At 58.8% G+C, this 26,455-nt stretch carries 22 protein-coding genes; 2 read left to right on the forward strand and 20 right to left on the reverse strand.

Annotated features, from left to right (window positions below):
- Position 1: 1 nt before the first annotated feature.
- Together arfB and EGY12_RS02560 are read right to left on the reverse strand one after the other, a co-directional pair.
- Positions 2 to 415 carry an alternative ribosome rescue aminoacyl-tRNA hydrolase ArfB gene (gene arfB / locus EGY12_RS02555; RefSeq protein WP_028127523.1) on the reverse strand — a complete coding sequence of 138 codons (414 nt, stop codon included), beginning with the start codon at positions 413 to 415 and terminating at the stop codon, positions 2 to 4.
- Between the two features lie 3 nt (positions 416 to 418).
- A complete protein-coding gene (locus EGY12_RS02560) occupies positions 419 to 967 on the reverse strand; it encodes a YaeQ family protein (RefSeq protein WP_123892475.1) in 549 nt (182 codons plus the stop codon).
- Positions 968 to 1,180: 213 nt separating this feature from the next.
- On the opposite strand from EGY12_RS02560, the gene EGY12_RS02565 reads away from it, so the two are divergent.
- Together EGY12_RS02565 and rof are read left to right on the forward strand one after the other, a co-directional pair.
- On the forward strand, positions 1,181 to 1,381 hold the full coding sequence (locus EGY12_RS02565) for a YaeP family protein (RefSeq protein WP_004931993.1): 201 nt from the start codon (positions 1,181 to 1,183) through the stop codon (positions 1,379 to 1,381).
- Positions 1,368 to 1,631 (forward strand): Rho-binding antiterminator, encoded by a 264-nt coding sequence (gene rof / locus EGY12_RS02570; RefSeq protein ID WP_004931991.1) that lies wholly within the window; start codon positions 1,368 to 1,370, stop codon positions 1,629 to 1,631. Before EGY12_RS02565 ends, rof begins: the two co-directional genes overlap by 14 nt.
- A gap of 50 nt (positions 1,632 to 1,681) precedes the next feature.
- On the opposite strand, the gene EGY12_RS02575 is transcribed toward rof, so the two are convergent.
- The 18 genes from EGY12_RS02575 to rseP form a co-directional block, all read right to left on the reverse strand.
- Positions 1,682 to 1,996: a cytochrome c gene (locus EGY12_RS02575; RefSeq protein ID WP_123895544.1), complete on the reverse strand. Its 315-nt coding sequence runs from the start codon at positions 1,994 to 1,996 to the stop codon at positions 1,682 to 1,684.
- 2 nt (positions 1,997 to 1,998) lie between these two features.
- A complete protein-coding gene (gene tilS / locus EGY12_RS02580) occupies positions 1,999 to 3,327 on the reverse strand; it encodes a tRNA lysidine(34) synthetase TilS (protein WP_123892476.1) in 1,329 nt (442 codons plus the stop codon).
- Positions 3,328 to 3,383: 56 nt separating this feature from the next.
- The gene (gene dtpD / locus EGY12_RS02585) at positions 3,384 to 4,835 is read right to left on the reverse strand and encodes a dipeptide permease DtpD (protein WP_123892477.1); all 1,452 of its coding nucleotides are present in this window, start codon (positions 4,833 to 4,835) and stop codon (positions 3,384 to 3,386) included.
- Between the two features lie 68 nt (positions 4,836 to 4,903).
- A complete protein-coding gene (gene cadA, locus EGY12_RS02590) occupies positions 4,904 to 7,042 on the reverse strand; it encodes a lysine decarboxylase CadA (RefSeq protein ID WP_033635725.1) in 2,139 nt (712 codons plus the stop codon).
- A gap of 95 nt (positions 7,043 to 7,137) precedes the next feature.
- The gene (gene cadB / locus EGY12_RS02595) at positions 7,138 to 8,481 is read right to left on the reverse strand and encodes a cadaverine/lysine antiporter (RefSeq protein ID WP_123892478.1); all 1,344 of its coding nucleotides are present in this window, start codon (positions 8,479 to 8,481) and stop codon (positions 7,138 to 7,140) included.
- Between the two features lie 369 nt (positions 8,482 to 8,850).
- Positions 8,851 to 10,404: a lysine decarboxylation/transport transcriptional activator CadC gene (gene cadC / locus EGY12_RS02600; RefSeq protein WP_123892479.1), complete on the reverse strand. Its 1,554-nt coding sequence runs from the start codon at positions 10,402 to 10,404 to the stop codon at positions 8,851 to 8,853.
- A gap of 89 nt (positions 10,405 to 10,493) precedes the next feature.
- Positions 10,494 to 10,883: a VOC family protein gene (locus EGY12_RS02605; RefSeq protein ID WP_123892480.1), complete on the reverse strand. Its 390-nt coding sequence runs from the start codon at positions 10,881 to 10,883 to the stop codon at positions 10,494 to 10,496.
- Positions 10,884 to 10,988: 105 nt separating this feature from the next.
- Positions 10,989 to 13,133 carry a lysine decarboxylase LdcC gene (locus EGY12_RS02610; protein ID WP_123892481.1) on the reverse strand — a complete coding sequence of 715 codons (2,145 nt, stop codon included), beginning with the start codon at positions 13,131 to 13,133 and terminating at the stop codon, positions 10,989 to 10,991.
- A 111-nt stretch (positions 13,134 to 13,244) separates the two neighbouring features.
- Positions 13,245 to 14,204, reverse strand: a complete 960-nt coding sequence (gene accA / locus EGY12_RS02615) for an acetyl-CoA carboxylase carboxyl transferase subunit alpha (RefSeq protein ID WP_004931972.1) — start codon at positions 14,202 to 14,204, stop codon at positions 13,245 to 13,247.
- 12 nt (positions 14,205 to 14,216) lie between these two features.
- Entirely contained in the window at positions 14,217 to 17,705 is a 3,489-nt protein-coding gene (dnaE, locus tag EGY12_RS02620) for a DNA polymerase III subunit alpha (protein ID WP_123892482.1), read from the reverse strand.
- Between the two features lie 82 nt (positions 17,706 to 17,787).
- The gene (gene rnhB, locus EGY12_RS02625) at positions 17,788 to 18,381 is read right to left on the reverse strand and encodes a ribonuclease HII (RefSeq protein WP_123892483.1); all 594 of its coding nucleotides are present in this window, start codon (positions 18,379 to 18,381) and stop codon (positions 17,788 to 17,790) included.
- Complete coding sequence (gene lpxB / locus EGY12_RS02630) at positions 18,378 to 19,526, reverse strand: lipid-A-disaccharide synthase (RefSeq protein WP_038878789.1); 1,149 nt, start codon at positions 19,524 to 19,526, stop codon at positions 18,378 to 18,380. The genes rnhB and lpxB overlap by 4 nt, the downstream gene beginning before the upstream one ends.
- A 3-nt stretch (positions 19,527 to 19,529) precedes the next feature.
- On the reverse strand, positions 19,530 to 20,318 hold the full coding sequence (gene lpxA / locus EGY12_RS02635; protein ID WP_038878788.1) for an acyl-ACP--UDP-N-acetylglucosamine O-acyltransferase: 789 nt from the start codon (positions 20,316 to 20,318) through the stop codon (positions 19,530 to 19,532).
- A gap of 3 nt (positions 20,319 to 20,321) precedes the next feature.
- Positions 20,322 to 20,777 (reverse strand): 3-hydroxyacyl-ACP dehydratase FabZ, encoded by a 456-nt coding sequence (gene fabZ / locus EGY12_RS02640; protein ID WP_004931962.1) that lies wholly within the window; start codon positions 20,775 to 20,777, stop codon positions 20,322 to 20,324.
- Positions 20,778 to 20,937: 160 nt separating this feature from the next.
- The gene (gene lpxD, locus EGY12_RS02645) at positions 20,938 to 21,960 is read right to left on the reverse strand and encodes a UDP-3-O-(3-hydroxymyristoyl)glucosamine N-acyltransferase (protein ID WP_049198252.1); all 1,023 of its coding nucleotides are present in this window, start codon (positions 21,958 to 21,960) and stop codon (positions 20,938 to 20,940) included.
- Between the two features lie 3 nt (positions 21,961 to 21,963).
- Positions 21,964 to 22,461, reverse strand: a complete 498-nt coding sequence (skp, locus tag EGY12_RS02650; protein ID WP_004931958.1) for a molecular chaperone Skp — start codon at positions 22,459 to 22,461, stop codon at positions 21,964 to 21,966.
- Between the two features lie 156 nt (positions 22,462 to 22,617).
- Positions 22,618 to 25,044, reverse strand: a complete 2,427-nt coding sequence (gene bamA, locus EGY12_RS02655; protein WP_123892484.1) for an outer membrane protein assembly factor BamA — start codon at positions 25,042 to 25,044, stop codon at positions 22,618 to 22,620.
- Between the two features lie 35 nt (positions 25,045 to 25,079).
- Entirely contained in the window at positions 25,080 to 26,435 is a 1,356-nt protein-coding gene (gene rseP / locus EGY12_RS02660; protein ID WP_004931952.1) for a sigma E protease regulator RseP, read from the reverse strand.
- Between the last annotated feature and the right edge of the window lie 20 nt (positions 26,436 to 26,455).

A 26,455-nucleotide genomic window follows, 5' to 3' on the forward strand; every position in this document is an offset into this window, starting at 1 on the left:
CCTAAGTACGAACCTTGCCGCGCAGCGCCTTGGTGGCGCCTTTACGCGCCTTGCCTTCCAGGCGACGCAGTTTGGCCCCTTTTGTGGGCTTGGTCGCCTTGCGCGTTTTTTCCACCACCATCGCCTGCCGAATCAGCGCGGCCAATCTGGCCAACGCCGCTTCGCGATTCAATTCCTGGCTGCGATACTCTTGCGCCTTGATAATCACCACACCATCAGCGGTAATAAGATGATGATTCAGCGCCAGCAGCCTTTCCTTATAATACTCTGGCAGGCTGGATGCCCGGATGTCAAAGCGCAAATGGATCGCCGTTGAGGTTTTGTTCACGTGCTGGCCGCCCGCGCCCTGCGCGCGGATCGCCGTCAATTCCAGCTCATTATCCGGTATGGCTACGTTTCTTGACAGTTCCAGCACCGGTCAAACCTGCGCCCGCTGCCACTCGGCGAACTGGATTTCCAGACTATTCTGAGCATCGGACAGCCAAATAGTTCCCTCTTGCAACGTCGCCTGCAGCGTCATGGTGCGGCTGGCTAGCGCAGCCAGCCGCGCCAGCTGTTCGTCGTCGAGGAAACGCACGCTCAGGTTCTTGTAGCCGGCCACCTTGCTCTGCATTCCCTGCCACCACACGTGCGCGGCGCGCTCGCCGTAAGCGTACAGCGCCACACGCGGCGACTGGTTGCAGGCCTTGCGAAGGCGCTTCTCGTCGGGCAAACCCATCTCGATCCACATTTCCAGGCCGTTGTGGTCGTTGCGCTGCCAGATCTCCGGCTCGTCGTCGGCGCTCAGCCCTTTGGTAAACACCAGCCGTTCGTCGGCATGGCAGATCCAGGCCAGCAGACGCAACATCATGCGCTGCTCGTTTTCGGACGGATGTTGCGCCAGCGTCAGCGCGGCGTCGTGGTAGAAGTGACGATCCATATCAGCAATATTGACCGCGGCTTTATAAATGGTTGCTTTCAGCGCCATGGGTGACCTCGTTATTATCCGGCGACAGTGTACTTGATCAGGGCCAAACCCCGCCAGCGCGGCCAGGCCGCGGCAGTGCGAAAGGCGTGCCAGGGTGCTGATAACTCCATAACAGCTGTGCTATAGTCGTCTAGGATAGGATAAAACTCCGAGAGCCTGCGCCTCATCGCGAGAGCGGTCTTGATGATGCAGAGGTTCTTAAGGGAGGAAACTGTGCAACAATACTGTGAGTTAGTACGCCGTACTTACGCCGAGATTGGCAGTGGAGATCTTGGCTACGTGCCTGATGCGCTGGCTTGTGCGTTAAAGGCATTGGACGATGTCGCAGCGAACGACGCGCTACCGTCCTCCGTTAGGGAACAGGCGGCCTTTGCCGCCGCTAACTTATTGGTGAGCGACTATGTTGATGAATGATGAGTACCAACCCATCAATTGCGATGACTACGACAACCTGGAACTCGCCTGTCAGCATAAACTTATTCTGAAGCTGGAGTTACGCGACGGAGAAGTGATCGAGGCCAAGGCGATCGACCTGCTGCAAAAGAAACGCGTTGAGTATCTGACCATCGAACAGAACGGCCAGCAGCGCGACCTGCGCCTGGACCATATCAGCAGTTTCAGTCATCCGGAAATCGGTACCGTGGTCGTCAGTCTGTCGGACTGAGCAGCGGTAACCCCATCCCAACAGGGCAGCCCAACGGCTGCCCTCGTCATTTAAGGCTTCAGGCTGGCGTAATAGGCCGCCAGATCGGCAATATCGTCATCCGACAGCCCCGACACGTAGGCCTTCATCACCTCGGCCTGACCGCCGTTGCGCTCCCCTTTCTTATATGCCTGCAGCGCGTGCTGCAGGTACATGGCGTTCTGCCCGGCCAGATTCGGATACATCGGCACCGTCACCTTGCCCTGCGCGCCGTGGCACGCCGCACAGGCGGTGGCTTTCGCCTGACCGGCGGCCGCATCCCCCGCAGCCAACGCCGGCAGGCTGAACAGGCCGGCGGCCAACAGCGTGATCCCCACAAACTTCATCATTACTCCTCGCGATTATGATTCTTTTCCCAATGCAGCCGCCACGGGCGTTCGCCTTCCGGCACCAGCCCCGCCTCACAGACGAAAACGCCCAGCGCGGCGATCAGCTGCTCATCATAATAAATCAACGGGATGCGTTCACGCTGCCAGGGCGGAATACCCAGCTCCTGCCACAGTTTTTTTATCGGTCGTGAATGGGCGCGCCCCACGATACGCACCGTGCCCTGCACGCCGCCAAAACGAATGCTGACCCTCTGCGAGCGCAGCGGCGCGCGCAGCGCCTGCTCGCCCTCACCGGCGATCAGGCGACCCAACCCGTCCGGCAACGTCAGCGGCTCTTCAGGCTGCCAGGGCAGCTGTACATCGCGCAGCACCGCCAGCGGCGGCAACAGGTACAATCGACCGCGGAAACGGCGAATCTGATAGGTGCCGAGCTGCAGCTGTGGTTCGGCATCCTCCCGACTGAGCGCCACCTCTTCCCATAGGCGCTGCAGCTGTTCACGCGCCGGCATGGTGACGTTAAACAACGCGATCCAGCGCCGCAGCAAAGCGAAACGCCGCACCGGTGAACAGTCCGTCAGGCCGTCGATCGCCAACGAGCGATCCGCCGCTAACAGGCTTTGCAGCGGTTCCGCCAGCAGTTCGTCCAGCAGTTGCTCCTGCTCGGCGCACAGGCTGGCGCTGCGCGCCACCGCCGAGGCGAAGTGCGGCCAGCGTTGATTGAGCTGCGGCAGCACCTGCAACCGCAGGAAATTGCGATCGAAGCGCGTGTCCTGATTGCTGTCGTCATCTATCCAGATTAAGGCGTGGCGTTGCGCGTAGCTTTCCAGCGTTTGGCGCGAACAGCCCAACAGCGGCCGCAACAACAGGTGCTCGCCCAGCGCCGCACGCGCCGCCATCGCCGACAGTCCCGCCGGCCCGCTGCCGCGCTTGAGCGCCAACAGGAAGGTTTCGCTTTGATCGTCGAGGTGTTGAGCGGTGAGCAGCGCTTCCCCCTCCGTCAGAGCGGCGCTGAAGGCGGCATAGCGCGCCGCACGCGCCGCCGCTTCGATGCCGCCCTCGCGGGCATCCACCTGCACGTGCGTCACCGTCAACGGGATCTGCCAGTCGGCGCAGCGGCTGCGGCAATGCTCAACCCAGCGGTCGGCGAAGGCGCTCAGGCCGTGGTGCACGTGCAACGCACGCAGCTGCAGCGCCGGACGCTGGCGGCGCAACGCCGCCAGCACATGCAGCAGTACGCTGGAATCCAGGCCGCCGCTGAACGCCACCAGCAGCCGCTGCTGCGCACCCAACTGGTCCGCCACCCGCGTCGTTAATTGATCAGTATCCATCGGTAGGCTTTGTCACTTCTACATAGCTGCACGTTAACCCCGCCGACCGTCATCAATCAAGCATTAACCGTCCGGGCCTGGCGCCGCGTCAGCAACCACCAGCCGCCCAGCACCGCGATCACCGCCAGCGCGCATCCGGCCGCTCCCCAGCCGATCTGAGCGAAAATGCGGCCATACGCCTGCATTGCCGCCCCCTCAATGTGATCCTCGGCGGTCTGATTGGCGATAATGCCCGCCAGGTAGTTGGCGATCGAGCCGGTCGCCAGCATATAGATACCGGTCAGCACGCCAGTGGCGCCGGGGATATTCAGGCGGGTGATCTGCGCCATCGCCACCGGATCGATAAACAGTTCGGCGAAGCCCATCACCGCCAGACCGGCGATCATCAGCCCCATCGAACCCGGCCCGTGCAGCCGCGTATTGAGCGCCATCAGCGTAAAGCCGACACCGATCAACAGCAGACCGAAGGCGAACTTGCACCAGATGCGCAGCGTGCGATCGCCCCTACCGTCGCCGCTCGCCAGCCATGCCAGCGCCACGCCGCCCAGCATCACCGCGCAGGCGTTAACCGACTGGAACAGCGCGGTCGGCACCGTCCAGCCGAACCACCGCCGATCGACGAAGTGATCGATAAACAGGCTGATGGAGCTGCCGCCCTGCTGGGCGAAAGCCCAGAACAGCGTGCCCAGCAGCATCAGCACAACGATCTGCCAAAGCCCTCGTCGCTGTAGGGCATCCGCACGCAGCATAATGCGCGCCACCAACACTACCGCCGCCACGCACACCAGCCCGAGCAAATAGCCGGCCCAGTCGCGTACAAACAGCAGCGTGAAGAACAGTGGCGATACCAGCAGTGCCGCCAACAGCCAGCCCCAGTGCGGCAAGCCCAGGCTTTTGGCGCGCATCAGCGGGGCATTCACGCCGCGGGTATGGCGGAAGTGGCGGCCGCCGAGCAGGAAGATCGCCAGGCCGGCGAACATGCCGATCCCGGCCAACGCAAAGCCGACGTGCCAGCCATAGCGCTCGGCCGCCAGCCCACAGGCAATCGGCGCCAAAATGGAACCGACGTTGCCGGCGGCGTACAGCAGCGAGAACCCCCCTTCACGGCGCGAGTCCTGCGCCGGATACAGCTCGCCCAACAGGCAGCTGATATTGGATTTGAACAGGCCATAGCCACAGATGATGATGGCCAGCGCCAGATAGAGTGACTGGGCGGAGACCGCACTCAGGCCGAGCACGATATGCCCCAGGGTCATCAGCGCCGCGCCGGCGATCACCGCGACGCGGTTGCCCAACAGGCGGTCGGCGAGCCAGCCGCCCAAAATAGGAGTGACGTAAACTAACGAAGCGTAGGCGCTGTAGAGATCGATGGCGTGGCTGTCGGTATAGCCGAGTTGGTGGGTCAGATAGAGAATCAGTAACGCACGCATGCCGTAAAAGCTGAAATACTCCCAAATTTGTATGGCTACGACATAGTAAATTGCGCGCGGCTGTGAGGGTGTTTTCATGGTGGTCTCCCATCAGTCGGTGAACGACAAAGGGGAAGCGCGAGCGCCTCCCCTGTTATTGGCTGCGGTTATTTCGCCTTCAGCACTTTCACCCGATAACGTCCGTCCGCCTGACGATAGGCGCCGTGAATGTCGGTTTCAAAGCCCGGATAATGCGCGCCGATTTCGCACAGCATCTGCAGGAACTCCAACACCGGCCGGCTCTCCTCGGTCAGCATTTCGCCCGGCATCACCAGCGGCACGCCCGGTGGGTATGGGAGGATCATATTGGCGTTGACCTTGCCGACCATCTCTTCCAGATAAACCTCTTCCACTTCGCCATGCAGCTCTTTCTGGAACGCCTGGTACGGGTTCATCACCATGGTTGGCAGCACTTCGAACGCGCGGTACATCAGGTCCGGCAGGTTGTGTTGCTCCACCAGGCGGTGAATGTTCTGCGCCAGATCCTGAATGCGCATGTTTTCATAGAAATCAGGCGCTTCCTGATACAGCGAAGGCAGCATGTTTTTCACCCGCAGGTTCAGATCGAACGAGCGTTTGAAGTCGGTCATCGCGCGCAGCAGGCTGAGCGCCTTGGTTTTATCGATGCCGATGCTGAACAGGAACAGCAGGTTGTACGGCCCGGTTTTCTCGACGATGATGCCGCGCTCGTCGAGGTATTTCGCCACGATGCTGGCCGGAATACCGAACGGCTGCATCTCGCCTTCCTTGCTCATCCCCGGCGTCAGGATGGTGACCTTGATCGGATCGAGGTACATGTGTTCATTATCGATGTTCTTGAAACCGTGCCAGGCGCTGTCGGAACGCAGCGGCCAGCATTCCGGCTCATCGATATGTTCCGGCTGCCAGACGTCGAAGAACCAGCCGTCGGATTCGACTTTCAGGCGTTTGATCTCTTTGCGGAACTTGATCGCGCGCTCGATAGAGCCGTTGATCAGGCGTTTGCCGGCGTTGCCTTTCATCATCGCCGCGGCGGTTTCGGTCGACGCCACGATGCCGTAGTGCGGCGAGGTGGTGGTGTGCATCATGTAGGCTTCGTTGAAGGTTTCTTCGTTGATGTCGCCCTTCACGTGGATCATCGAAGCCTGCGAGAAGGCCGCCAGCAGTTTGTGGGTGGACTGGGTTTCATAGATCACCTTGCCCTCCACGCGGCCGCCGCTCATGCCGCACTTGCCTTTATAGATCGGGTGGAAGTTGGTGTAAGGCACCCAGGCGGAATCGAAGTGGATAGACTTCACGTCCAGGGTGTTCTTGATAAAGTCGGTGTTGTACAGCAGGCCGTCATAGGTGGAGTTGGTGATCACCGCGTGCACCGGCCAGGTGGCGTTCGGGGTCTCCTTCACGCGTTTGGCGATGGTGGCGCGCTGGAACTCGCTCTGCGGAATACCGCCGAGGATGCCGTAGGCGTTGCGGGTCGGGCGGAAGTAGATCGGCGTGATGTCACTCATCATCATCAGGTGAGTCAGCGACTTATGGCAGTTACGGTCAATCAGCACCGTGCTGCCCGCCGGCGCCGAATACATGCCGACGATCTTGTTGGCGGTGGAGGTGCCGTTGGTGACCATGTAGCTGCGTTCGGCGTTGAACACGCGGGAAATGTACTCTTCCGCCTCTTTGTGCGGGCCGGAGTGATCCAGCAACGATCCCAGTTCGGACACCGAAATCGAGATATCCGACTTCATGGTGTTCGGGCCGAAGAAGTCGTAGAACAGGCTGCCCACCGGGCTTTTCTGGAACGCAGTGCCGCCCATGTGGCCCGGCGTACAGAAGGTGTATTTGCCTTCGCGCACGTATTTGAACAGCGCCTTGGTCAACGGCGGCAGGATGGTGTCGATATACTCGTCGGTATTCTGTTTGATCTTGGCGGCGATGTCGGTTGCCGCACCGAGCGCATATTCGAAGAAGCGCACCTGCATACGCAGATCGTTCAGGCTGACGTCCAGCGTCGAATAGGTGTTGGCAAACGCATACAGCGGCATGTACTCATTCAGCTGGCTGATCTCTTCGCACAGCTCCAGGTTGTATTTGTCCCAGTCGAAGATCACCCCGCACAGACGGGCGTTGTTCTCGATCAGTTTCAGCAGGTCTTCGCGATCGTTAGGGTAAACGATGCGGAAATCCAGACTTTCCAGCGCCTGATGCAGTTCACGGATAGGCTCTTCTTTAAAGTAGACACCCATGTGATTCATGATGGCGATAACGTTCATATGCATTTCTCCTGGCAAAGCAAGCCCCTTCCCGTCGCGGCTGACAGGTCGGAAAGAAAGGGGCTGGGTAAATTCAGTCGGTCAGCGGACGCGAATCAGTGCGCTTTGGCCGTGGTGTTTTCATCGACCGCCGCTGCGTTGGCAGCCTGGCGGGTATTCATTTTCCGGGCGTAGAACATCAGGATAATCAGGCTGATGATAAAGGTGCCGGACAGTTCGAATGAGTTGGCGCCCATCAGCGCGATGAAGCAGAAGCCGCAGCCGCACACCGAAGCGATCAGGCTCAGCAGGTTGCGCACGTTGACCCCTTCGAAGCGGATCAGGTCTACGCAGGAGTAGAAGTAAGGCAGCATGGTCAGCAGCACCGCGATGCCGGTCAGTTCGCCGAACAGGTCGGAAGCTTTGCCGCCGGCGGAGCTCATCAGGGTGATCAGCACCATCAGCGCGGTCATTTTGCAGCTCGCCAGCAGCAGGCCTTTCTTCGGAATGCCGTTTTTATCCAGCTCGCCGTACACTTTCGGGAAGTTGCCGTCGTTGGCGGCGCGTACCCCGGCCTGGCCGACCAGCATCATCCACGAACCCAGTGACGTCAGGCAGGCGAAGGCGGTGAAAGCGGAAACCATCGGTGCGGCCCAGTTGCCCATAATCGCCGAGGCGCTGATGGCGAATGGCGCGCCGCTGGCGGCCATTTCAGACGCCGGGAACATGCCGCTGATCACCTGGGTGGCAGCGATGTAGATGATGCCCGCCAGGCCGGTGCCGAGCATGGTTGCCAGCGGGACGGTGCGTTTCGGGTTTTTCACCATGCCGGTGCTGACCGCTGCGGATTCCACGCCGATAAACGCCCACAGGCACAACAGGATACTTTTGATGACCGCATGGCTGTCGGTGGTGCCGGAGGTATTCCAGTTAGCCTGATAGGTGGCGGCGTCAAACCAGTGCCAGCCGATGGTGGCGGTCACGATCACCGGGATCAGCACCAGCACCAGGCCCAGGGTGGTCAAACGGCTGACCCAGGTCCCGCCCAGCATGTTCACGAAGGTGAAGACCCACACGATGGCGATACAGGCGATGCCGGCAGGTACCGGGTTGTTCAGCGCCGGGAAGAAGGTAGAGAGATAAGAAACGGCGGTAATGCCGATGGCCAGGTTACCGATCCAGTTGGCATGGTAATAAAGCACGCCAGTCTGGAAACCGAAAGCCGGGGAAATTTCACCGGCATAGGCGATAGGGCCGCCCTGCTGCGGGTTTTTGGTGGCGAGGCGGGCATACACATAGGCCAGCGACATCGCCCCGATAATCGAGATCACCCATCCCCAGATGGCGATAGATCCGAGACTCGCCAGGTTGGCGGGCAATAAGGCAATCCCGCTCCCCATCATATTACCGGCGACGACGCCGGTGCAGGCAATAAGCCCTATTTTCTTGGGTGAAGCCATGGTCAGTTTCTCCTGATTTACGTTTCTTATAAGCCACACCCATAAATAAAAGATTTTAATGAGCCGGCTTGATAGTCAGGATGCTAACCATCGGGGGGAATAAAGTCCTAAAGATAAAGTGAGATTACGCTCATGATCATACAAATGATAACCTGAGGTTTTTCATTAACACATCAAGATAAAAAGGTAAGCTAAAGAAAAGATAAACATCATTTAAAAACAAAAAGATGGCTGGGTTAAAAACGTATAACAAGTGACAAAAAAGGAATGATATCGCGCAGCAAAATAATACATTCATGCAACATGCCTTCACCAATAAATAACGCCACCATGATTCCCGAAGAATAATGGCGGCGTGATATCGGTTAATTATTGGCGCTGATAGTTATTTAAATAAGGCACTACGTTGGTCAATGACGTCTGGAATACGCCATTGGTGATCCAATGCAATGTGTCTTCGCCGGGGCGAAGATTGAATGCGGTAATATAAGAATCCGCCGCCAAATGGTTCTGCCCCTGCATTTCATACACCTTGCCCAGCAGCACATAATTCAGCCACGACATTTGCAATTCAATCCCCAGGTCGATCGCCCGGTGCGCCTCGTCAATGCGCCCCTGCGTCAATGCATCTACCGCCAGAACTTGCTGCATGATCGGCGTGTTTTTCAATTCAGGGATCGTCGCCAGATGGCTGATATCGGCGCGCAGTTGCGCCAATGTATGGCTGTCGAACGGTTGATAAGAATTGCGCAGCAGGTCCACCAGCGCTTTTTCCGCCAGCAGGTAGTGGAAGTTCGGCGCGCTTTTAATCAGCTCGCTCAGCTGGGCGCTGGCGCGGGTCAACGAATCGGCGTCACCGTGGATCAGCAACTGATGCGCCTGGTAGAAACGCTGCAGCAACGGCCCGTTGTCAGGCAGCAGTTGCGCCAGCCTCTGCTCCAGCTGCGGCGGCCAAGGCTGCTTCAGCGCAGCGGACAGGCTGGAGAGAAAGTCGGTTTGGATCTTCAGCTGGTTATCGGCGGTGATGAAGTAACGCTTGTCCAGCATGACTGAGCTGTCGGCGTTATCCACCAGCCGCACGGACAGGAAACACTGCTGGGCGCGGTAGTGGCGCTGATTGACGAACTCGATATACAGCGATTTGCCCGAGTTGCTGGGGCCGGAATAGTTGTAATTGGTCTGGTCGTGCACCAGGAAGGTCGAGTAGGTGTTCAGCGAATCGGTGATCAGTTCGCTGACGCCCACTACATAAGAGAGCTGCGGCATCCAGTTGCTGCAGCTCTCGCCGCCCTGGATACGAATATCGATATCGCGCGGGTTGAGCAGTACCGGCATGGTGGATACCGGCACGCGCTGCGACAGCGTGGCGATGCCGACAAACGCCACGCAGACGCTGAGCGCCGCCAGAAACGCCAGCCATACCCAAAAGGTCGAGCGGCGATAAAAACGCGGCTTCTTTTCGCCGGGCGCGGCAGGCGGTGTACTTGCCCGGCGCGGCGGCACATATGGCGTCTCGTCTTCCTCGCTGCCGTCTTCCGGCTCATGCATGATCACCGCGATCTGCGGCGCCGGCGCAGGAGCGGGCTGCCTCTCCCCCTCTTCACACCAGATCACCGACGTCGCCAGCTTATATCCACGCTTGGGTACGGTGATAATGTATTCCGGGCTGTCGCTGTCGCCGTCTTTCAGGTATTTGCGCAGCTCTGAAATACATTGGGTCACCACGTGGTTGGTGACGATATTGCGCTTCCAGACGTTGTCGATCAGCTCGTCGCGGCTCAGCACCACGTCGGGATGCCGGGCGAAATAGCACAGCATGTCGATCAGGCGCGGTTCCAGCGTTTTTTGGCGTCCGTCGCGGCTGATGGTGTTGTCGGCAGGGGTAACCAGCCACTCCCCGACGCGAAAAGCAGGCTCTTGCATGGCGGAAATAACTCTGTAGGCATGTAGGGCAAGGGCGCGATCATAGCATAACCGTCCCCGGCTGTGGCCGCCGGGAGGCGATTAAGCCGTTAACTCTCGTATAATTCTAACGGTAAACCATCGGGATCGCTGAAAAAGGTAAAGCGGGATTGAGTATAAGGATCGACGCGTACCGGTTCGCAGGCGACGCCGACCGTCTGTAGATGAACGATGGCCTGGTCGATATCGTCGACGCTGAACGCCAGATGGCGCAGGCCGCAGGCCTCCGGGCGGCTGACGCGGGCCGGCGGCGAAGGGAAAGAGAACAGCTCGAGGGTGTATTGCCCGTTGAGCGCCAGATCCGCTTTCCAGGAGTCGCGCTCCTCGCGGTAGACTTCACTCAGCAGGGTAAATCCGAGAATGTCGCAGTAAAAACGCTTGCTGGCGGCGTAGTCCGCGCCAATGATCGCGATATGGTGTACCTGACGTAACGCCAGCATGGCGCCCTCCCCTGTTCGGTTTGATGAGGCAAAATATCCGGCGGCGATGATGCCGTCAATGAGAATGCCCGGCATAGCTTTCCAAACCGCCGGGCGTGTTATGTATTACGGCTGCGGGGCTTTCAACACCTTCACCAGGTAGCGCCCGTCCTCCGTCAGCTTGGCGCCGTGGATGTCGGTTTCAAAACCGGGGTAGCGCTCGCCGATCGAGCACAGCATCAGCAGAAAATCGAGCACTGCTCGGCTCTCTTCGGTGATCATCTCTCCCGGCATCACCAGCGGTACGCCCGGCGGATACGGCAGGATCATATTGGCCGCCACCTTGCCCACCAGCTGATTCAGCTCACAGGTTTCCACGTTGCCGCGCACCTGCTCCTGGAACATCTGGTGCGGCGTCAGCTTCATTTCCGGCAACACGTCGAACGCCCGCTGCATCAGGCGAGGCAGATCGTGTTGGCAGATCAGGCGATGAATGCCGGCAGCCAGATCCTGGATGCGCATATGGCGGTAGAAATCCGGATCTTCGGCGTACAGATCCGGCAGCATGTTCTTCACCCGCAGGTTGAGATCGTAGGCGCGCTTGAAGTCGGTCAGGCCGCGCAGCAGGCTCATCGCCTTGGTTTTGTCGATGCCGATGCTGAACAGGAACAGCAGGTTATACGGCCCGGTCTTCTCCACCACGATACCGCGCTCGTCGAGGTATTTCGCCACCAACGCCGCCGGGATCCCCTCCTCCTCCAGCGTACCCAGCTCGTTCATGCCCGGCGTCAGGATCGTTACCTTGATCGGATCGAGGTACATGTGATCGCGATCGGTCTGGCCGAAACCGTGCCAGTTGTCGTCCGGATCCAATGGCCAGCATTGCGCCTCATCGATCTCTTCCGGTTGCCAAATGTCGAAGAACCAACTGTCGCTCTCCTCGCGCAGCCGCTGCACTTCGCGGCGAAAATGCAGCGCACGCTCCACCGAACGGTTAATCAAGCGGCGCCCCGGATTGCCGCGCAGCATGGCGGCGGCGGTTTCCATCGACGCCACGATGCCATAGTGCGGCGAAGTGGTGGTGTGCATCATGTAAGCTTCGTTGAAGGTGCTCTCGTCGTAGTCGCCCTTGATATGAATCATCGAGGCCTGCGAGAAGGCCGCCAGCAGCTTGTGCGTCGATTGGGTTTCGTAAATCACCTTACCGGGCACCCGCTCGCCGCTCATGCCGCTTTTGCCGTCGTAAATCGGATGGAAGTTGGTATAAGGCACCCAGGCGGAGTCGAAGTGGATCGACGGCACCTCCAGCGTCTGCTTGATGTAGTCGGTGTTGTACAGCAGGCCGTCATAGGTGGAATTGGTGATCACCGCGTGCACCGGCCAGGTGGCGTTCTGGGTCTCCTGCACCCGAGCGGCGATGCTTTCACGGGTGAACTCGCGCTGCGGAATGCCGCCGAGGATGCCGTAGGCGTTGCGCAGCGGGCGCAGATAGATCGGCACGATATCGCTCATCATCAGCAGGTGACACAGCGATTTGTGGCAGTTGCGGTCGATCAGCACCGTGCTGCCGGCCGGCGCCGAATACATGCCGACGATCTTGTTGGCCGTGGAGGTGCCGTTGGTGACCAGATAGCTCTGCTCGGCGTTGAAGGTGCGCGCGATATACTCTTCGGCCTCGAGGTGCGGCCCGGTGTGATCCAGCAGCGAACCGAGTTCGGTAACCGAAATCGAGATGTCGGCCTTCAGGGTATTGGCGCCGAAGAAGTCATAGAACAGGCAGCCCACCGGGCTTTTTTGAAACGCGGTGCCGGCCATGTGGCCCGGCGTGCAAAAGGTGTACTTCCCTTCGCGCACATAGTTGAACAGCGCCTTGGTCAGCGGCGGCGTAATGGTGTCGATGTATTCCGCGGTGTACTGCTGGATGCGCTGCGCGATATCGTCCGCCGCATTCAGACCATACTCGAAGAAATAGAGCACCATGCGCATTTCATGCAGGCTGACGTCGAAGGTGGAGTGGGTATTGATAAAGGCGTACAGCGGCAGGTATTCGTTCAGCTCGTTGATCTCGCTGCACAGCTCCAGGCTGTAGTCGTCCCAGTCGAAGATCACCCCGCAGATGCGGGCATTGGCTTCAATCAGCTTCAGCAGGTCACCGCTGTTTTTGGGGTACACCAGTTGGAATCCCATGGTGGCCAGCGCAGCGTGGAGCTCGCGGATCGGCTCATCTTTGTAGTAGACGCCCGTCGGGCCCATGATGGCGATGATATTCATCGGCAGCTCCTGTCAGTTAACGGCCAAGTCTCTATAACACCACGAAAATCCGGTGGTGTGTAGCCAAAAAAAAACCGCCCGGAGGCGGTTTCTTGCAGCGAAGAACAGAACTCAGCAGTAGCCGTAGTTCATCAGACGCTGATAGCGGCGGTTGAGCAACTCTTCGTCGTTCAGACCGTCCAGATCTTTCAGATCGGCCAGCAGCTGCGCTTTCAGCGCGGCCGCCATCGCCGGCACGTCGCGGTGGGCGGAACCCAGCGGCTCCGGGATCACCGAGTCGATCAGCTTCAGCTCTTTCAAGCGCGGCGCGGTAATGCCCATCGCTTCTGCGGCCAGCGGCGCCTTGTCGGCGCTCTTCCACAGGATGGAAGCACAGCCTTCCGGCGAAATCACCGAGTAGGTGCTGTACTGCAGCATGTTCACCTTATCGCCCACGCCGATCGCCAGCGCGCCGCCGGAGCCGCCTTCGCCGATGACGGTGCAGATGACCGGTACGTTCAGACGCGACATCTCACGCAGGTTACGCGCGATGGCTTCGGACTGGCCGCGCTCTTCCGCGCCCACGCCCGGATACGCGCCTGGGGTATCGATAAAGGTGATGATCGGCATCTTGAAGCGCGCGGCCATTTCCATCAGGCGCAAAGCCTTGCGGTAGCCTTCCGGCGCCGGCATGCCGAAGTTACGGCGGATCTTCTCTTTGGTTTCACGACCTTTCTGGTGCCCGATGATCATCACCGGGCGGCCATCCAGGCGCGCAATACCACCGACGATCGCTTTGTCGTCGGCGTAAGCGCGATCGCCCGCCAACTCTTCGAAGTCGGTAAAGATGTGTTTGATATAATCCAGGGTATAAGGACGGCGCGGGTGGCGTGCCAATTGGGCAATCTGCCAGGCCCCAAGATCGGCAAAAATCTTGCGCGTCAGCTCAACGCTCTTTTCACGCAGGCGCTGAACCTCTTCGTCCAGATTAATATCTAATTTTTCGTCTTGACGGCTGACTGCAGTCAGCGAGTCAATTTTCGCTTCCAGCTCTGCAATCGGCTGTTCAAAATCAAGAAAATTCAGACTCATAGCATTCCTATTTTAGTCAAATTCCAAGTCCACCTGCTCATTGCCTACCAACGTCCGCAAGTCGATCAACAAGCGGTCGGTGGGCGTCACGCGCCAGGTTGCGCCAAAACGCAGCTTGGCTCGCGCATCTTCCCGTTGATAGTAGAGATGCACTGGAATCGTCCCCGATCGATGGGGTTCCAACGACTGACGGAGACGGTTCAAAAGCTGGTCATCAATTTGCCTGTCAGTCAGCGAGATAGCAAGCCCGCGAGCGTATTTTTCCCGGGCTTCACTGATGTCCATTACCTCGCGGGCCATCATTTTAAGCCCGCCGCTAAAGTCATCAAAGCTGACCTGTCCACTGGCGATAAGGATACGGTCTTTTTCCAACAAATGCTGGTATTTTTCTAACGCTTCGGTGAATAACATCACTTCCAGACGGCCCGAACGGTCATCCAATGTACAGATGCCGATGCGGTTGCCGCGCTTGGTCACCATCACCCGCGCGGCGACCACCAGCCCGACGGCGGTGGTCATTTTGCCCCGATCCGTCGGGTGCATGTCTTTCAAACGCTGGCCACCGGCGTAACGTTCGATCTCCTTCAGGTACTGGGTGATCGGGTGGCCGGTCAGATACAGCCCCAGCGTCTCCCGCTCACCGTCCAGCACCACCTGCTCCGGCCAGGGGGCGATATTGGCGTAGGATTGCTCCACCTGCTCCGGCGCTTCCGCCAGCACGCCAAACATATCCACCTGGCCGATCGCTTCGGCTTTTGCATGCTGATCCGCCGCTTTCAACGCGTCGCCGAGCGAATTCATCAGCGCGGCGCGGTGTGGCCCAAGGCGATCGAACGCCCCGGACATGATCAGCTTTTCCAGAATGCGGCGGTTCAGTTTCTTGATGTCGGAGCGCGCACACAGGTCAAACAGGTCTTTGAAGTAGCCTTGTTCGCCGCTGTTGCGCGCCTCGATGATGGCTTCGATCGGCCCTTCCCCCACGCCCTTGATGGCGCCGATGCCGTAAACAATCTCGCCGTCGTCGTTGACGTGGAAGTGATACAGGCCGCTGTTGATGTCCGGCGGCAGGATCTTCAGCCCCATGCGCCAGCATTCGTCCACCAGACCCACCACTTTATCGGTGTTGTCCATATCGGCGGTCATAACCGCGGCCATAAACTCGGCCGGGTAGTGCGCCTTCAGCCACAGCGTCTGATACGACACCAGCGCATAGGCGGCGGAGTGCGATTTGTTGAAGCCGTAACCGGCGAACTTCTCCACCAGGTCGAAGATTTTCACCGACAGTTCGCCGTCGATGCCGCGCGCTTTGGCGCCGTCTTCGAAGCCGCCGCGCTGCTTGGCCATTTCGACCGGGTTCTTTTTACCCATCGCACGGCGCAGCATGTCCGCGCCGCCCAGCGTATAGCCCGCCAACACCTGGGCTATCTGCATGACCTGTTCCTGATACAGGATGATGCCGTAGGTCGGTTCCAGCACCGGCTTAAGCGACTCGTGCTGCCACTGGATATCCGGGTAGGAGATCTCTTCGCGGCCGTGCTTACGGTCGATGAAGTTATCCACCATGCCCGACTGCAGCGGCCCCGGACGGAACAACGCTACCAGTGCGATCATATCTTCGAAGCAGTCGGGCTTCAGACGTTTGATCAAATCTTTCATGCCGCGCGATTCAAGCTGGAACACCGCCGTGGTTTCCGAACGCTGCAGCATGTCGAAGCTTTTCTTGTCATCGAGCGGGATGGCGGCGATGTCGATCGGTTCCAGCCCGGTCTTGGCGCGCCGGGCGTTGATCATCTCCAGCGCCCAGTCGATGATGGTCAGGGTGCGCAGACCGAGGAAGTCGAACTTCACCAGCCCGGCGTATTCCACGTCGTTCTTGTCGAACTGGGTCACCGGGTGGTTCCCTTCGGCATCGCAGTACAGCGGCGCGAAGTCGGTGATCTTGGTCGGTGCAATCACGACGCCCCCGGCGTGTTTACCGGCGTTGCGCGTCACCCCTTCCAGCTTGCGCGCCATGTCGATCAGCGCCTTAACCTCTTCGTCGGCCTCGTAAATTTCCGGCAGCTGCGGTTCGGCGGCGAAGGCTTTTTCCAGCGTCATGCCCGGATCCGGCGGCACCAGCTTGGAAATGCGATCGACGAAGCCGTACGGATGCCCAAGCACCCGGCCCACGTCGCGGATAACCGCTTTCGCGGCCATGGTGCCGAAGGTGATGATCTGCGATACCGCTTCGCGGCCGTACATCTCCGCCACGTGCTCGATCACCTGGTCGCGCTTCTCCATGCAGAAGTCGACGTCGAAGTCGGGCATCGAGACACGCTCCGGGTTCAGGAAGCGTTCGAACAGCAGGTCGAACTCCAGCGGATCGAGGTCGGTGATTTTCAACGCATAGGCCACCAGCGAACCTGCGCCGGAGCCACGCCCTGGGCCAACCGGCACGTTGTTGTCCTTCGACCACTGGATAAACTCCATCACGATCAGGAAGTAGCCGGGGAACCCCATCTGGTTGATCACCTTCAGCTCGACGTCCAGACGCTCGTCGTATTCCGGGCGGCGCTGCGCGCGCACTTCAGGATCGGGGAACAGGAACTCGAGACGCTCTTCCAGCCCCTCTTTCGACTTGAGTACCAGGAAGTCCTCGGTGCTCATGTCGCCGGTCGGGAACTGCGGCAGGAAGTATTCGCCGAGGCGAATGGTGACGTTACAGCGCTTGGCGATCTCGACGCTGTTCAGCAGCGCTTCCGGGATGTCGGCGAACAGCTCGCACATCTCGTCTTCGCTGCGCATATATTGTTGCGGGCTATAGTTGCGCGGCCGCTTGGGATCGTCCAGCGTAAAGCCGTCGTGAATGGCGACGCGAATCTCATGGGCATCGAAGTCGTCTTCCACCAGGAAGCGTACATCGTTGGTGGCCACCACCGGCAAACCGCGCTCGGTGGCCAACGCCACCGCCGCATGCAGGTAGTTCTCTTCGTCCGGGCGACCGGTGCGGATCAGTTCCAGATAGTAACAGTCCGGGAAGTGCTGCTGGTAGAAGTCCAGGCACTGATCCACCTGCGCCTGGTTGCCGCGCAGCAAAAACTTGCCGACGTCGCCCTGACGCGCGCCTGAGAGCAGAATCAGCCCTTCACGATGCTCAATCAGCCAGTCGCGATCGATGATCGGGCCGGCGGCGCCGTAACCACGCTGATAGGCGCGGGAAATCAGCAGCGTCAAGTTCTGGTAGCCTTCGTTGTTGCTGGCCAGCACCGTCAACTGAGCCAGTTCGTCGCCCAGTTCTTCGCTTTGCACATGGAAATCCGCGCCGATGATCGGTTTGATCCCGGCGCCGTGCGCGCTGCCGTAGAACTTCACCAACCCGCACAGGTTGGTGAAATCGGTGATTGCCAGAGCAGGCATGGCTAACGCGGCGGCTCTTTTCACCAGCGGCGCCGTCTTGGCCAATCCATCAATCATGGAGTAGTCACTGTGGACGCGCAGGTGAATAAAACGAGGTTCGGCCATCTCCAGATACCTGATTGAAGGGGCTCAGCAGGCTGAGCCCGGGTTAATGCTATTGTCGAACCTGGTCAACCAGGCCCGTAGACTACAGCGCCAGCGCCCTTTTCACCGGCGCGAAGCTGCGGCGGTGGTGCTCGGTGGCGCCCAGCGCGGCCAGCCGCTCCAGGTGGAGGGCGGTCGGGTAGCCTTTATGCTGCGCGAAACCGTAGTCCGGGAACTCGCTGTCCAGTTCGGCCATTTCGCGATCGCGCGTGACCTTCGCCAGAATGGACGCTGCGCTGATCTCCGCCACGCGGCTGTCGCCCTTCACCACCGCCTGCGAACGCATCGGCAGGCTCGGGCAACGGTTACCGTCGATTAAAACCATGTCCGGCGCGATATGCAACCCGGCCACCGCACGCTGCATCGCCAACATGGTGGCGTGCAAAATGTTCAGTTGGTCGATTTCCGCCGGTTCGGCGCGCCCCAGGCTCCAGGATAGCGCCTTGGCGACGATTTCGTCATACAGCGCCAGGCGGCGTTTTTCACTGAGTTTCTTGGAATCCGCCAGCCCGACGATCGGCTGTGCCGGATCGAGGATCACGGCGGCGGTGACCACCGCGCCGACCAACGGGCCGCGGCCCACTTCGTCCACACCGGCAATCAGCGTGGCAGCGGGATAGATAAAGGGTTCAATCATGCTTTCGCCAGCTCCAACACAGCCTGAGCGGCCTGTTCGTCCGCACCGCAACGGATGCTTTGGTGCAAGGTAAGGAAAGTTTGTTTCAGCGCTTCGGTTTCCGGGCTCTCTTCGAGCAGCGGCATCACGGCGGCGGCCAGTTTGTCCGGCACGCAGTCATGCTGCAGCAGCTCGGTGACGATCTCGCGCCCCGCCAGCAGGTTCGGCAGCGAGACGTAAGGCGTTTTCACCAGCTTCTGCGCCAGCCAGAAAGTGAACGGCTTCATGCGATAGCCCACCACCATCGGGCACTTGGCCAGCATGCATTCCAGCGCCGCCGTGCCGGATGCCAGCAGCGCCGCATCGCTGGCGATCATCGCCTCGCGCCCCTGGCCGTTCAGCAGGTGCACCGTCAGGTCCGGCGCCACTTCCGCCTTGATGCGCTCAAACTGCTCGCGCCGCTTGGCGTTAACCAGCGGCACCACCACTTCCAGCTCGGGATAACGCGTGCGCAGCAGTTGCGCTGTTTTGAGAAAGTCGGCGCTCAGCATCTCGACTTCGGCGCCGCGGCTGCCCGGCAGCAAGGCCAGACAGCGCGCCTGCGGAGCGATGCCAAGCTGGGCGCGCGCCGCCAGCCGATCGGGCTGCAGCGGCATGGCATCCGCCATGGTATGGCCGATAAACCGGCAAGGCACGTTGAAACGATCGTAAAACGCTTTTTCGAAAGGGAGAAAGGCCAGCACCAGATCGGTGGCTTTGCCAATTTTGAAAACGCGCTTTTGCCGCCAGGCCCACACGGAAGGGCTGACGTAGTGAATGGTGCGAATACCGCGCTGCTTGAGGCGGCCTTCCAGCGTAATGTTGAAGTCCGGCGCGTCGATGCCGACAAACACGTCCGGCCGCAGTTCGCCGAAGCGGCGGGTGAGATCCTTGCGGATCTTCAACAGGCGTGGCAAGCGCTCAAGCACTTCCACCACGCCCATGACCGCCAGCTCTTCCATTTCGTACCAGGCTTCGCAGCCTTCGGCCTGCATCAGCGGGCCGGCGACGCCAACAAAACGCGCGTCGGGGATCTGCGCCTTGAGCGCGCGGATCAAACCGGCGCCGAGAATGTCACCGGAGGTTTCTCCGGCGACCAATCCGATAGTCAATGGACGATTCGACATAACTCAGCGAATGATGCCGCGGGTAGAACGGGTGAAGAAATCGAGGTACTGCTGCACCACCGGCTGCTCTTTGGCCAAGGCTTCGATTTCCGCTTTCGCTTCATCCAGCGTTTTCTCGCTGCGATACAGGATTTTGTAGGCATTGCGGATCGCCTGCATTTCATCCTTGTCAAAGCCGCGACGCTTCAGGCCGACCGCGTTGACGCCGAACGGCGTCGCGTGGTTACCCTGAGCGATGACAAAAGGAGGTACGTCCTGAGCAACGCCGGAGCAACCGCCTACCATCACATGCGCGCCGATAATGCAGAACTGGTGGATCGCCGTCATGCCACCGATGATGGCGTGATCGTCGATTTCCACATGCCCCGCCAGCGTGGCATTGTTGGCCAACACGCAAGAATTGCCGACCACGCAGTCATGGGCAACGTGCACGTTGACCATCAGCAGGTTGTCGCTGCCCACTTTGGTCAGGCCGGTGCCCTGCGCGGTGCCGCGGTGAATGGTGACGCTCTCGCGAATGCGGTTGCGATCGCCTACTTCAACGCGCGTCGGTTCACCCGCGTATTTCAGATCCTGGTTCACTTCACCGATGGAAGCGAACTGATAAATCTGGTTATCGCAGCCAATCTTGGTAATGCCGTTCACCACCACGTGGGATTTCAGCACCGTGCCGGCGCCGATTTCCACCTGGGAGCCGACGTAGCAGAAAGGGCCGATATGCACGTTGGCGCCGATGACGGCGCCCTCTTCGACTATCGCGCTAGGATGGATAAAGGCGGTTTGGTCAATCACGGATTAAGCCTCCCGGCTGCGGGCACACATCATGGTTGCTTCGCAGACAATTTTACCGTCAACGGTCGCTACGCCTTTGAAGCGAGTCAGGCCGCGGCGAGTTTTCTCGAAGGTGACTTCCATGACCATCTGATCGCCTGGTACCACAGGGCGCTTGAAGCGCGCTTCGTCGATACCGGCGAAGTAATACAGCTCGCCCGGCTCCAGTTTGCCGACGCTTTTAAACGCCAGGATACCGGTGGCCTGCGCCATGGCTTCCAGGATCAATACGCCTGGGAAAATCGGTTTGCCAGGGAAGTGGCCCTGGAAAAACGGTTCGTTCACCGATACGTTCTTCACCGCACGCAGATATTTGTGCTCTTCAAACTCGAGGACGCGGTCGACCAGCAAGAATGGGTAACGGTGAGGAAGCAGATCCAAAATTTCTGCAATATCCAGAGTATGAGTGTCAGTAGTCAAAATACTCTTCCTGTCTCTAAAAACTGATGGCATCAACAACACGGCCTGCGCTGACCCCAAAAGGAGATCATCATGCAGGCCGCAAATTAACATCTCTTTGCGCTTTTGGTCTCACGACCAACGCGTTTCGTTTTGTACCCGCCAAGGCGGGCGGCAATGATTAGTCTTTTCCGACTTTACGTTCGACAGCTTTCAAGCGCTTGCTGATCTCATCGATATTCATCACCAACGCAGCGGTTTTACGCCAAACCTTGTTAGGCTGCAACGGAATGCCCGAAGAGTATACCCCAGGTTCGGTGATTGGTCGCATAACCATTCCCATTCCGGTAACAACAACCTTGTCGGCAATCTCCATGTGACCGTTGATCACACTGGCACCGCCGATCTGGCAGTAGCGGCCGATTTTCAGGCTGCCGGCCATGATCACGCCGCCGGCGACGGCAGTATTGTCGCCAATCACGACGTTATGTGCAATCTGGCATTGGTTGTCGATGATAACACCATTCCCGATTTGGGTGTTATCCAAAGCGCCGCGGTCAATGGTGGTGCAAGCGCCAATTTCGACGCGATCGCCGATAATCACCGTGCCCAACTGAGGAATTTTGATCCACTCGCCGCGCTCGTTCGCATAGCCGAAACCGTCCGCGCCAATCACGGTGCCCGACTGGATCAGGCAGCGCTGACCGATTTCAACCGCATGATAAATCGTGACGTTCGCCCACAGACGCGTACCTGCGCCGATGCGTGCGTGTTTGCCGATGAAGCAGCCCGGGCCGATAACCACGTTATCGCCAAGCACCGCACCCGACTCAATCACCGCATTCGCCCCAATGGCGACGTTCTGCCCCAGCTGCGCTTCAGGCGAGATCACCGCGCTTGGCGCGATATCCTGCGCCGGCGCCGGCGTGGTATCCATCAGCTGCGCCATGCGCGCGTAGGTCAAGTAAGGGTTTTTAACCACCAGCGCCGCAGTACGGCAGTGTGGTAAGTCCGCTTCGGTAAGCACCACGGCGCTTGCCTGGCAGGAAGACAGCTGCTCTTGATAGCGGCTGTTTGACAAAAACGTGATTTGGCCAGGCTGTGCCGAATGCATAGAAGCAATGCCGGTGATGACGAGATCGCCATCACCGTGCAATTGTGCATCCAACTGCTGCGCTAAATCAGCCAGTCGAATTGAAAGCATGTGTTATTTAACCTGTTTCAGCACGTCAGCAGTGATATCTTTGGAAGAGTCTGCATAGGCAACGGCGTTGGCGTCGATCACCACGTCATAGCCGCCTTTGCTGGCGACAGATTTCACAGCGTCCTGGATGCGGCTCAGGATTTTGTTACGCTCTTCCATCTGGCGACGACGGTTGTCCTGCTCGAAAGCCTGCGCTTTCTGAGAGAACTGCTCGCGCTGCGCCATCACGTCTTTTTCCAACTTGCTGCGGTCGCTGGCTTTCATGGTAGCGCCGTCACGCTGCAGACGTTGCATTTTGGTCTGCAGGCTACGTTCCATGTTCTGGAGTTCGCTTGCACGGCCTTTAAACTCGTTTTCCAGCTGTTTAGCGACCGCTTCGCGGGCCGGCAGCTGTTGGAAAATGCTGGAGACGTTAACGACAGCGATCTTATCTGCTGCCTGAACGCCAGCTGAAGCAGCCATTGCTAAACCGAGGCCTGCGGCACACAACCACTTTTTCACTATAAACTCCTTACCATCACCCATTTGTGTCATATGACACTGAAGTACACAATTTGCCAGACTTATCCCACCACACAATGAGAATCATCTCCCTCTGCCGGCGGGTGCCTGGCCATTGCGATTCTTAATAACCGTTATGCCCAGAGGTGAGACCCGTTACCAGGTCTTACCGATGTTAAACTGGAACTGTTCGGACTTGTCGCCTTCGTATTTCTTGATCGGGTTGGCGTAAGAGAACACCAACGGCCCAAGCGGCGACATCCACTGCAGCGCAATACCGGCGGAAGAACGAATATTGCTGGCCTTACTGTAGTCAGGCACGCCGTACATCAGCGTTTCGTTGGTATTCTTCCACTTGGTATCCCACACGGTACCCGCATCGATGAACAGCGACGTCCGCACCGAGTTGGCGTATTTCTCGCTGATGAACGGCGTCGGAGTGATCAGTTCCAGGCTGGCGACCGCCATGGCGTTACCGCCCACCGCGTCATCCGAACTACAGATGCTCTGACGATCGGTCGTGCTGCCGGCGTTGAACTGGCACTGGTACGAGTTGGAGTTGTAATACACCGCCTTCGGACCAATGGTATTGGACTGGAAGCCACGCACGGTACTCGAACCACCGGCGTAGAAGTTCTCATAGAACGGCATTTCCTTGCCACCCAGCCCATCCGCGTAGCCCAAACGGCCGCGGCCCAACAGCACCCAAGTGCGGTCGTCGTTGATCGGCACGTACTGTACGCTGTCCAGCGTCACCTTGTAGTATTCATTGTCCGAGCCTGGAATGGTGACCTTGCCGTTCAACGTGGTGCGGTTACCCGAAGTCGGGAAGTAGCCGCGGTCCAGGTTGTTGTAGGTCCAGCCCAGGTTCAAGGTAAAGTCGTCCGTCGAGTAGCTCGCGCGGTCGGTTTTGTTCGGATCCTTGCCCATCGACTCGAGATAACGCCACATGGCGATCTGCGGCTGCATGTTCGACAGGCCGTTGTGGACGTAACCCAGGCCGGTGCGCAACGAGTTGTTTTCGTTGATCGGGAAGCCCAGCGTGCCGTCAACACCGTAACTCTTGTTGGTGTAGTCGGACAGGTCCGCGTTATCCGCTTTAAAGTCGTTGTAGAACACGCGGCCGCCCAGGCTTACACCGTCGACGGTGAAGTATGGGTTGGTAACCGACAGTTCGGTATACGTTTGATAATCGTTCTTGGTGCCGCTGATGCCGACAGAGTAGCCGGTACCCAACCAGTTGTCCTGCTGCACGCCGGCCTGGAAGCTGACGCCGCTCTCGGTGCCGTAACCGACGCCGAAGTTAAAGGTACCGGTGTTGCGTTCTTTCACCTTGTAGGTCACGTCGACCTGATCGGCGGTGCCTGGCACGCGCTGGGTTTCCACGTCAACCGTTTCGAAGTAGCCCAAGCGGTTCAGACGCTCTTTACCCTGCTCGACCTGTTCGTTGCCGAGCCAGGCGCCTTCCATCTGGCGCATTTCGCGGCGCAGTACGGAATCCTTGCTGGTGTCGTTGCCTTCGAACTTGACGCGGCGCACATAGAAGCGGTTGCCCGCATCAACGTTGACGTGTAGCTTGACGGTTTTATCCGCGTCGTTGATCTCCGGCTGAGTGCCGACGCGCGGGTAGGCGTAACCATAACGGCCCAACATCGTTTTGATGTTGTCTTCCATTTTGGTCACCTTGCTGCCGTTATACAGCTCACCCGGTTCGATCTTGGTGATCTGAGCGACTTCCGCCGAGTGGCCGGCCAGGTTGCCGTTCACGACAACATCGGAAAGCTTGTACTGATCGCCTTCGGTGATGTTGATGGTGATGTAGATGCCTTTTTTATCCGGCGTCAGGCTCACCTGGGTAGAATCGATATTGAAGCGGGCATAGCCGCGATCCAGATAGAAGCTGCGCAGGGTTTCGAGATCGCCCGCCAGTTTTTGCTTCTGGTATTTGCGATCGCCGACCAGGTTCCACCACGGCACCTCGTCACGCAGTTGGAAGCGCGAGATCAGTTCGTCGTTGGTGAAAGCATGGTTGCCGACGATGTTGATTTGTTGAATCTTGGCAGAGACCCCTTCCGTGAACACCAGCTTCAGGTCGACACGGTTGCGCGGCAGCGGCGTGACTACGGCTTTCACCGAGGCGCTGTATTTACCGACGCTGTAGTAGAAGTCTTCCAGCCCTTTTTCAATGCTGGAGATCGTGGTGCGGTCGAGCGCCTCGCCCACCCGGACGCCGGAGGCTTCCAGGTTCTGCTTGAGCATGTCATCCTTCACCGACTTGTTGCCGGAGAAAGTGATGCTGGCGATGGTAGGACGTTCCTTCACCTGCACGATCAAGGTATTACCATCGCGCAGTACGCGCACGTCCTCGAAGTTGCCGGTGGCAAACAAGGCACGGATGGTATTACTGATGTCATCGTCAGTGACGGTATCGCCGACGCGAACCGGCATGTTGAGTAACGCCGCACCGACGGCGACTCGCTGCAGGCCTTCGAAATGAATATCTTTCACTACGAACCCGTCTGCACCGTATACGGTGGCGCTGCCAAACAGCAGCGACGCTATGAGCAACTTTTTCATCGCCATCGTTGTTATGCGTTCTTCCTAACCTATCCCCGCCCCTAAAGGCGGGAAAAATCATTGAAAAGTGCAAGACCCATCAACAACACCAGCACGATCGAACCTATGCGGTAGCTGTAGTCCTGTACTCGCTCGGAAACCGGCCCACCCTTCAGCTTTTCTATCGCCAGGAAGAGGAGATGCCCACCATCTAACACCGGTAATGGGAACAGGTTGATGATACCCAGATTGACGCTAATCAACGCCAGGAACATCAGATAATACACGAACCCGACTCCGGCTGACGCCCCTGCTCCCTGTGCAATCGAGATCGGGCCACTCAGGTTGTTCAGCTTTACATCACCGGTTATTAATTTGCCCAGCATGTTAACCGTCAGCCGCATCAGCTGCCAGGTCTTGTCGCCGGCCTGATACAGCGCCGGGAACGGTCCATACTGGCGAATCGTCTTATACTCGTCCGGCAGCGGCAGCACTTTTGGAATGATGCCTGCAAACCCCACCGATTTGTCTTTTCCCACCGGCTTTGTATCCGGTATCAGTGTCAAAGACAAGGGGGCGCCGTTTCTTTCAATCTCCAAAGCCAGCGGTTGCCCCGGGCCATCGTGGATACGCTTCACCAGCGTCTGCCAACGACCCAACGGCTGACCATCGACTTTAACGATCCTATCCCCCGCTTGTAAACCCGCCTTTTGCGCCGCCGAATTAGGCTGCACTTCCGCCAAGACGGATTCGATCTGCGGGCCGCGCGGCATAATGCCCAGCGCGACAACGGGATCCTGCTTGTCCGGCTCAAAATTCCACTGGCGCAAATCCAGGGTTTTGGTCACTACCTGCGAAGAGCCAAACGGCGCGACGCCGACTTCGGTTTGCGCATCGCCAATCTTCGCCACCAGCGCCAGACGAACTGACTCCCAATCAGGCGTTTCGATGCCGTCAACCGACTTTAGTTCCATTCCAGACGAAATTTCAGCCTTGGCGGCGATGGATTGCGGCGCGATTTCGCCGATCACCGGGCGGAAACTCGGCACGCCGATGATGAACACCAGCCAGTAGGCAAGGATAGCAAACAGGAAGTTGGCGATGGGGCCGGCGCTAATGATAGCCGCGCGCTGCCAAACGGTTTTATTGTTGAAGGCCTGATGGCGCATTTCCGGCGCTACCGACTCTACGCGCTCGTCCAGCATCTTCACGTAGCCGCCGAGCGGAATCAAGGCGATGACGTACTCGGTGCCCTGGCGATCGGTACGGCGCCACAGCGCGCGGCCGAAGCCGATGGAGAAACGCTCAACGCGCACGCCGCAACGACGGGCAACCCAAAAGTGTCCGAACTCGTGCACGGTAATCAAGATACCGAGCGCAATCAGAAACGCCACCAGGTTCCAAAGCACGCTGACCATCATCCCTCACTTTCCGTCAT

This window comes from Serratia sp. FDAARGOS_506, from assembly GCF_003812745.1.
Taxonomy (GTDB): Bacteria; Pseudomonadota; Gammaproteobacteria; order Enterobacterales; family Enterobacteriaceae; genus Serratia.

Excerpts from the sequence above, each read along its gene's own strand:
- EGY12_RS02560 (WP_123892475.1), bottom strand. The coding sequence starts at position 967 with ATGGCGCTGAAAGCAACCATTTATAAAGCCGCGGTCAATATTGCTGAT.
- rof (WP_004931991.1), top strand. The coding sequence starts at position 1,368 with ATGTTGATGAATGATGAGTACCAACCCATCAATTGCGATGACTACGAC.
- EGY12_RS02575 (WP_123895544.1), bottom strand. The coding sequence starts at position 1,996 with ATGAAGTTTGTGGGGATCACGCTGTTGGCCGCCGGCCTGTTCAGCCTG.
- tilS (WP_123892476.1), bottom strand. The coding sequence starts at position 3,327 with ATGGATACTGATCAATTAACGACGCGGGTGGCGGACCAGTTGGGTGCG.
- dtpD (WP_123892477.1), bottom strand. The coding sequence starts at position 4,835 with ATGAAAACACCCTCACAGCCGCGCGCAATTTACTATGTCGTAGCCATA.
- cadA (WP_033635725.1), bottom strand. The coding sequence starts at position 7,042 with ATGAACGTTATCGCCATCATGAATCACATGGGTGTCTACTTTAAAGAA.
- cadB (WP_123892478.1), bottom strand. The coding sequence starts at position 8,481 with ATGGCTTCACCCAAGAAAATAGGGCTTATTGCCTGCACCGGCGTCGTC.
- cadC (WP_123892479.1), bottom strand. The coding sequence starts at position 10,404 with ATGCAAGAGCCTGCTTTTCGCGTCGGGGAGTGGCTGGTTACCCCTGCC.
- EGY12_RS02605 (WP_123892480.1), bottom strand. The coding sequence starts at position 10,883 with ATGCTGGCGTTACGTCAGGTACACCATATCGCGATCATTGGCGCGGAC.
- EGY12_RS02610 (WP_123892481.1), bottom strand. The coding sequence starts at position 13,133 with ATGAATATCATCGCCATCATGGGCCCGACGGGCGTCTACTACAAAGAT.
- accA (WP_004931972.1), bottom strand. The coding sequence starts at position 14,204 with ATGAGTCTGAATTTTCTTGATTTTGAACAGCCGATTGCAGAGCTGGAA.
- dnaE (WP_123892482.1), bottom strand. The coding sequence starts at position 17,705 with ATGGCCGAACCTCGTTTTATTCACCTGCGCGTCCACAGTGACTACTCC.
- rnhB (WP_123892483.1), bottom strand. The coding sequence starts at position 18,381 with ATGATTGAACCCTTTATCTATCCCGCTGCCACGCTGATTGCCGGTGTG.
- lpxB (WP_038878789.1), bottom strand. The coding sequence starts at position 19,526 with ATGTCGAATCGTCCATTGACTATCGGATTGGTCGCCGGAGAAACCTCC.
- lpxD (WP_049198252.1), bottom strand. The coding sequence starts at position 21,960 with ATGCTTTCAATTCGACTGGCTGATTTAGCGCAGCAGTTGGATGCACAA.
- bamA (WP_123892484.1), bottom strand. The coding sequence starts at position 25,044 with ATGGCGATGAAAAAGTTGCTCATAGCGTCGCTGCTGTTTGGCAGCGCC.
- rseP (WP_004931952.1), bottom strand. The coding sequence starts at position 26,435 with ATGGTCAGCGTGCTTTGGAACCTGGTGGCGTTTCTGATTGCGCTCGGT.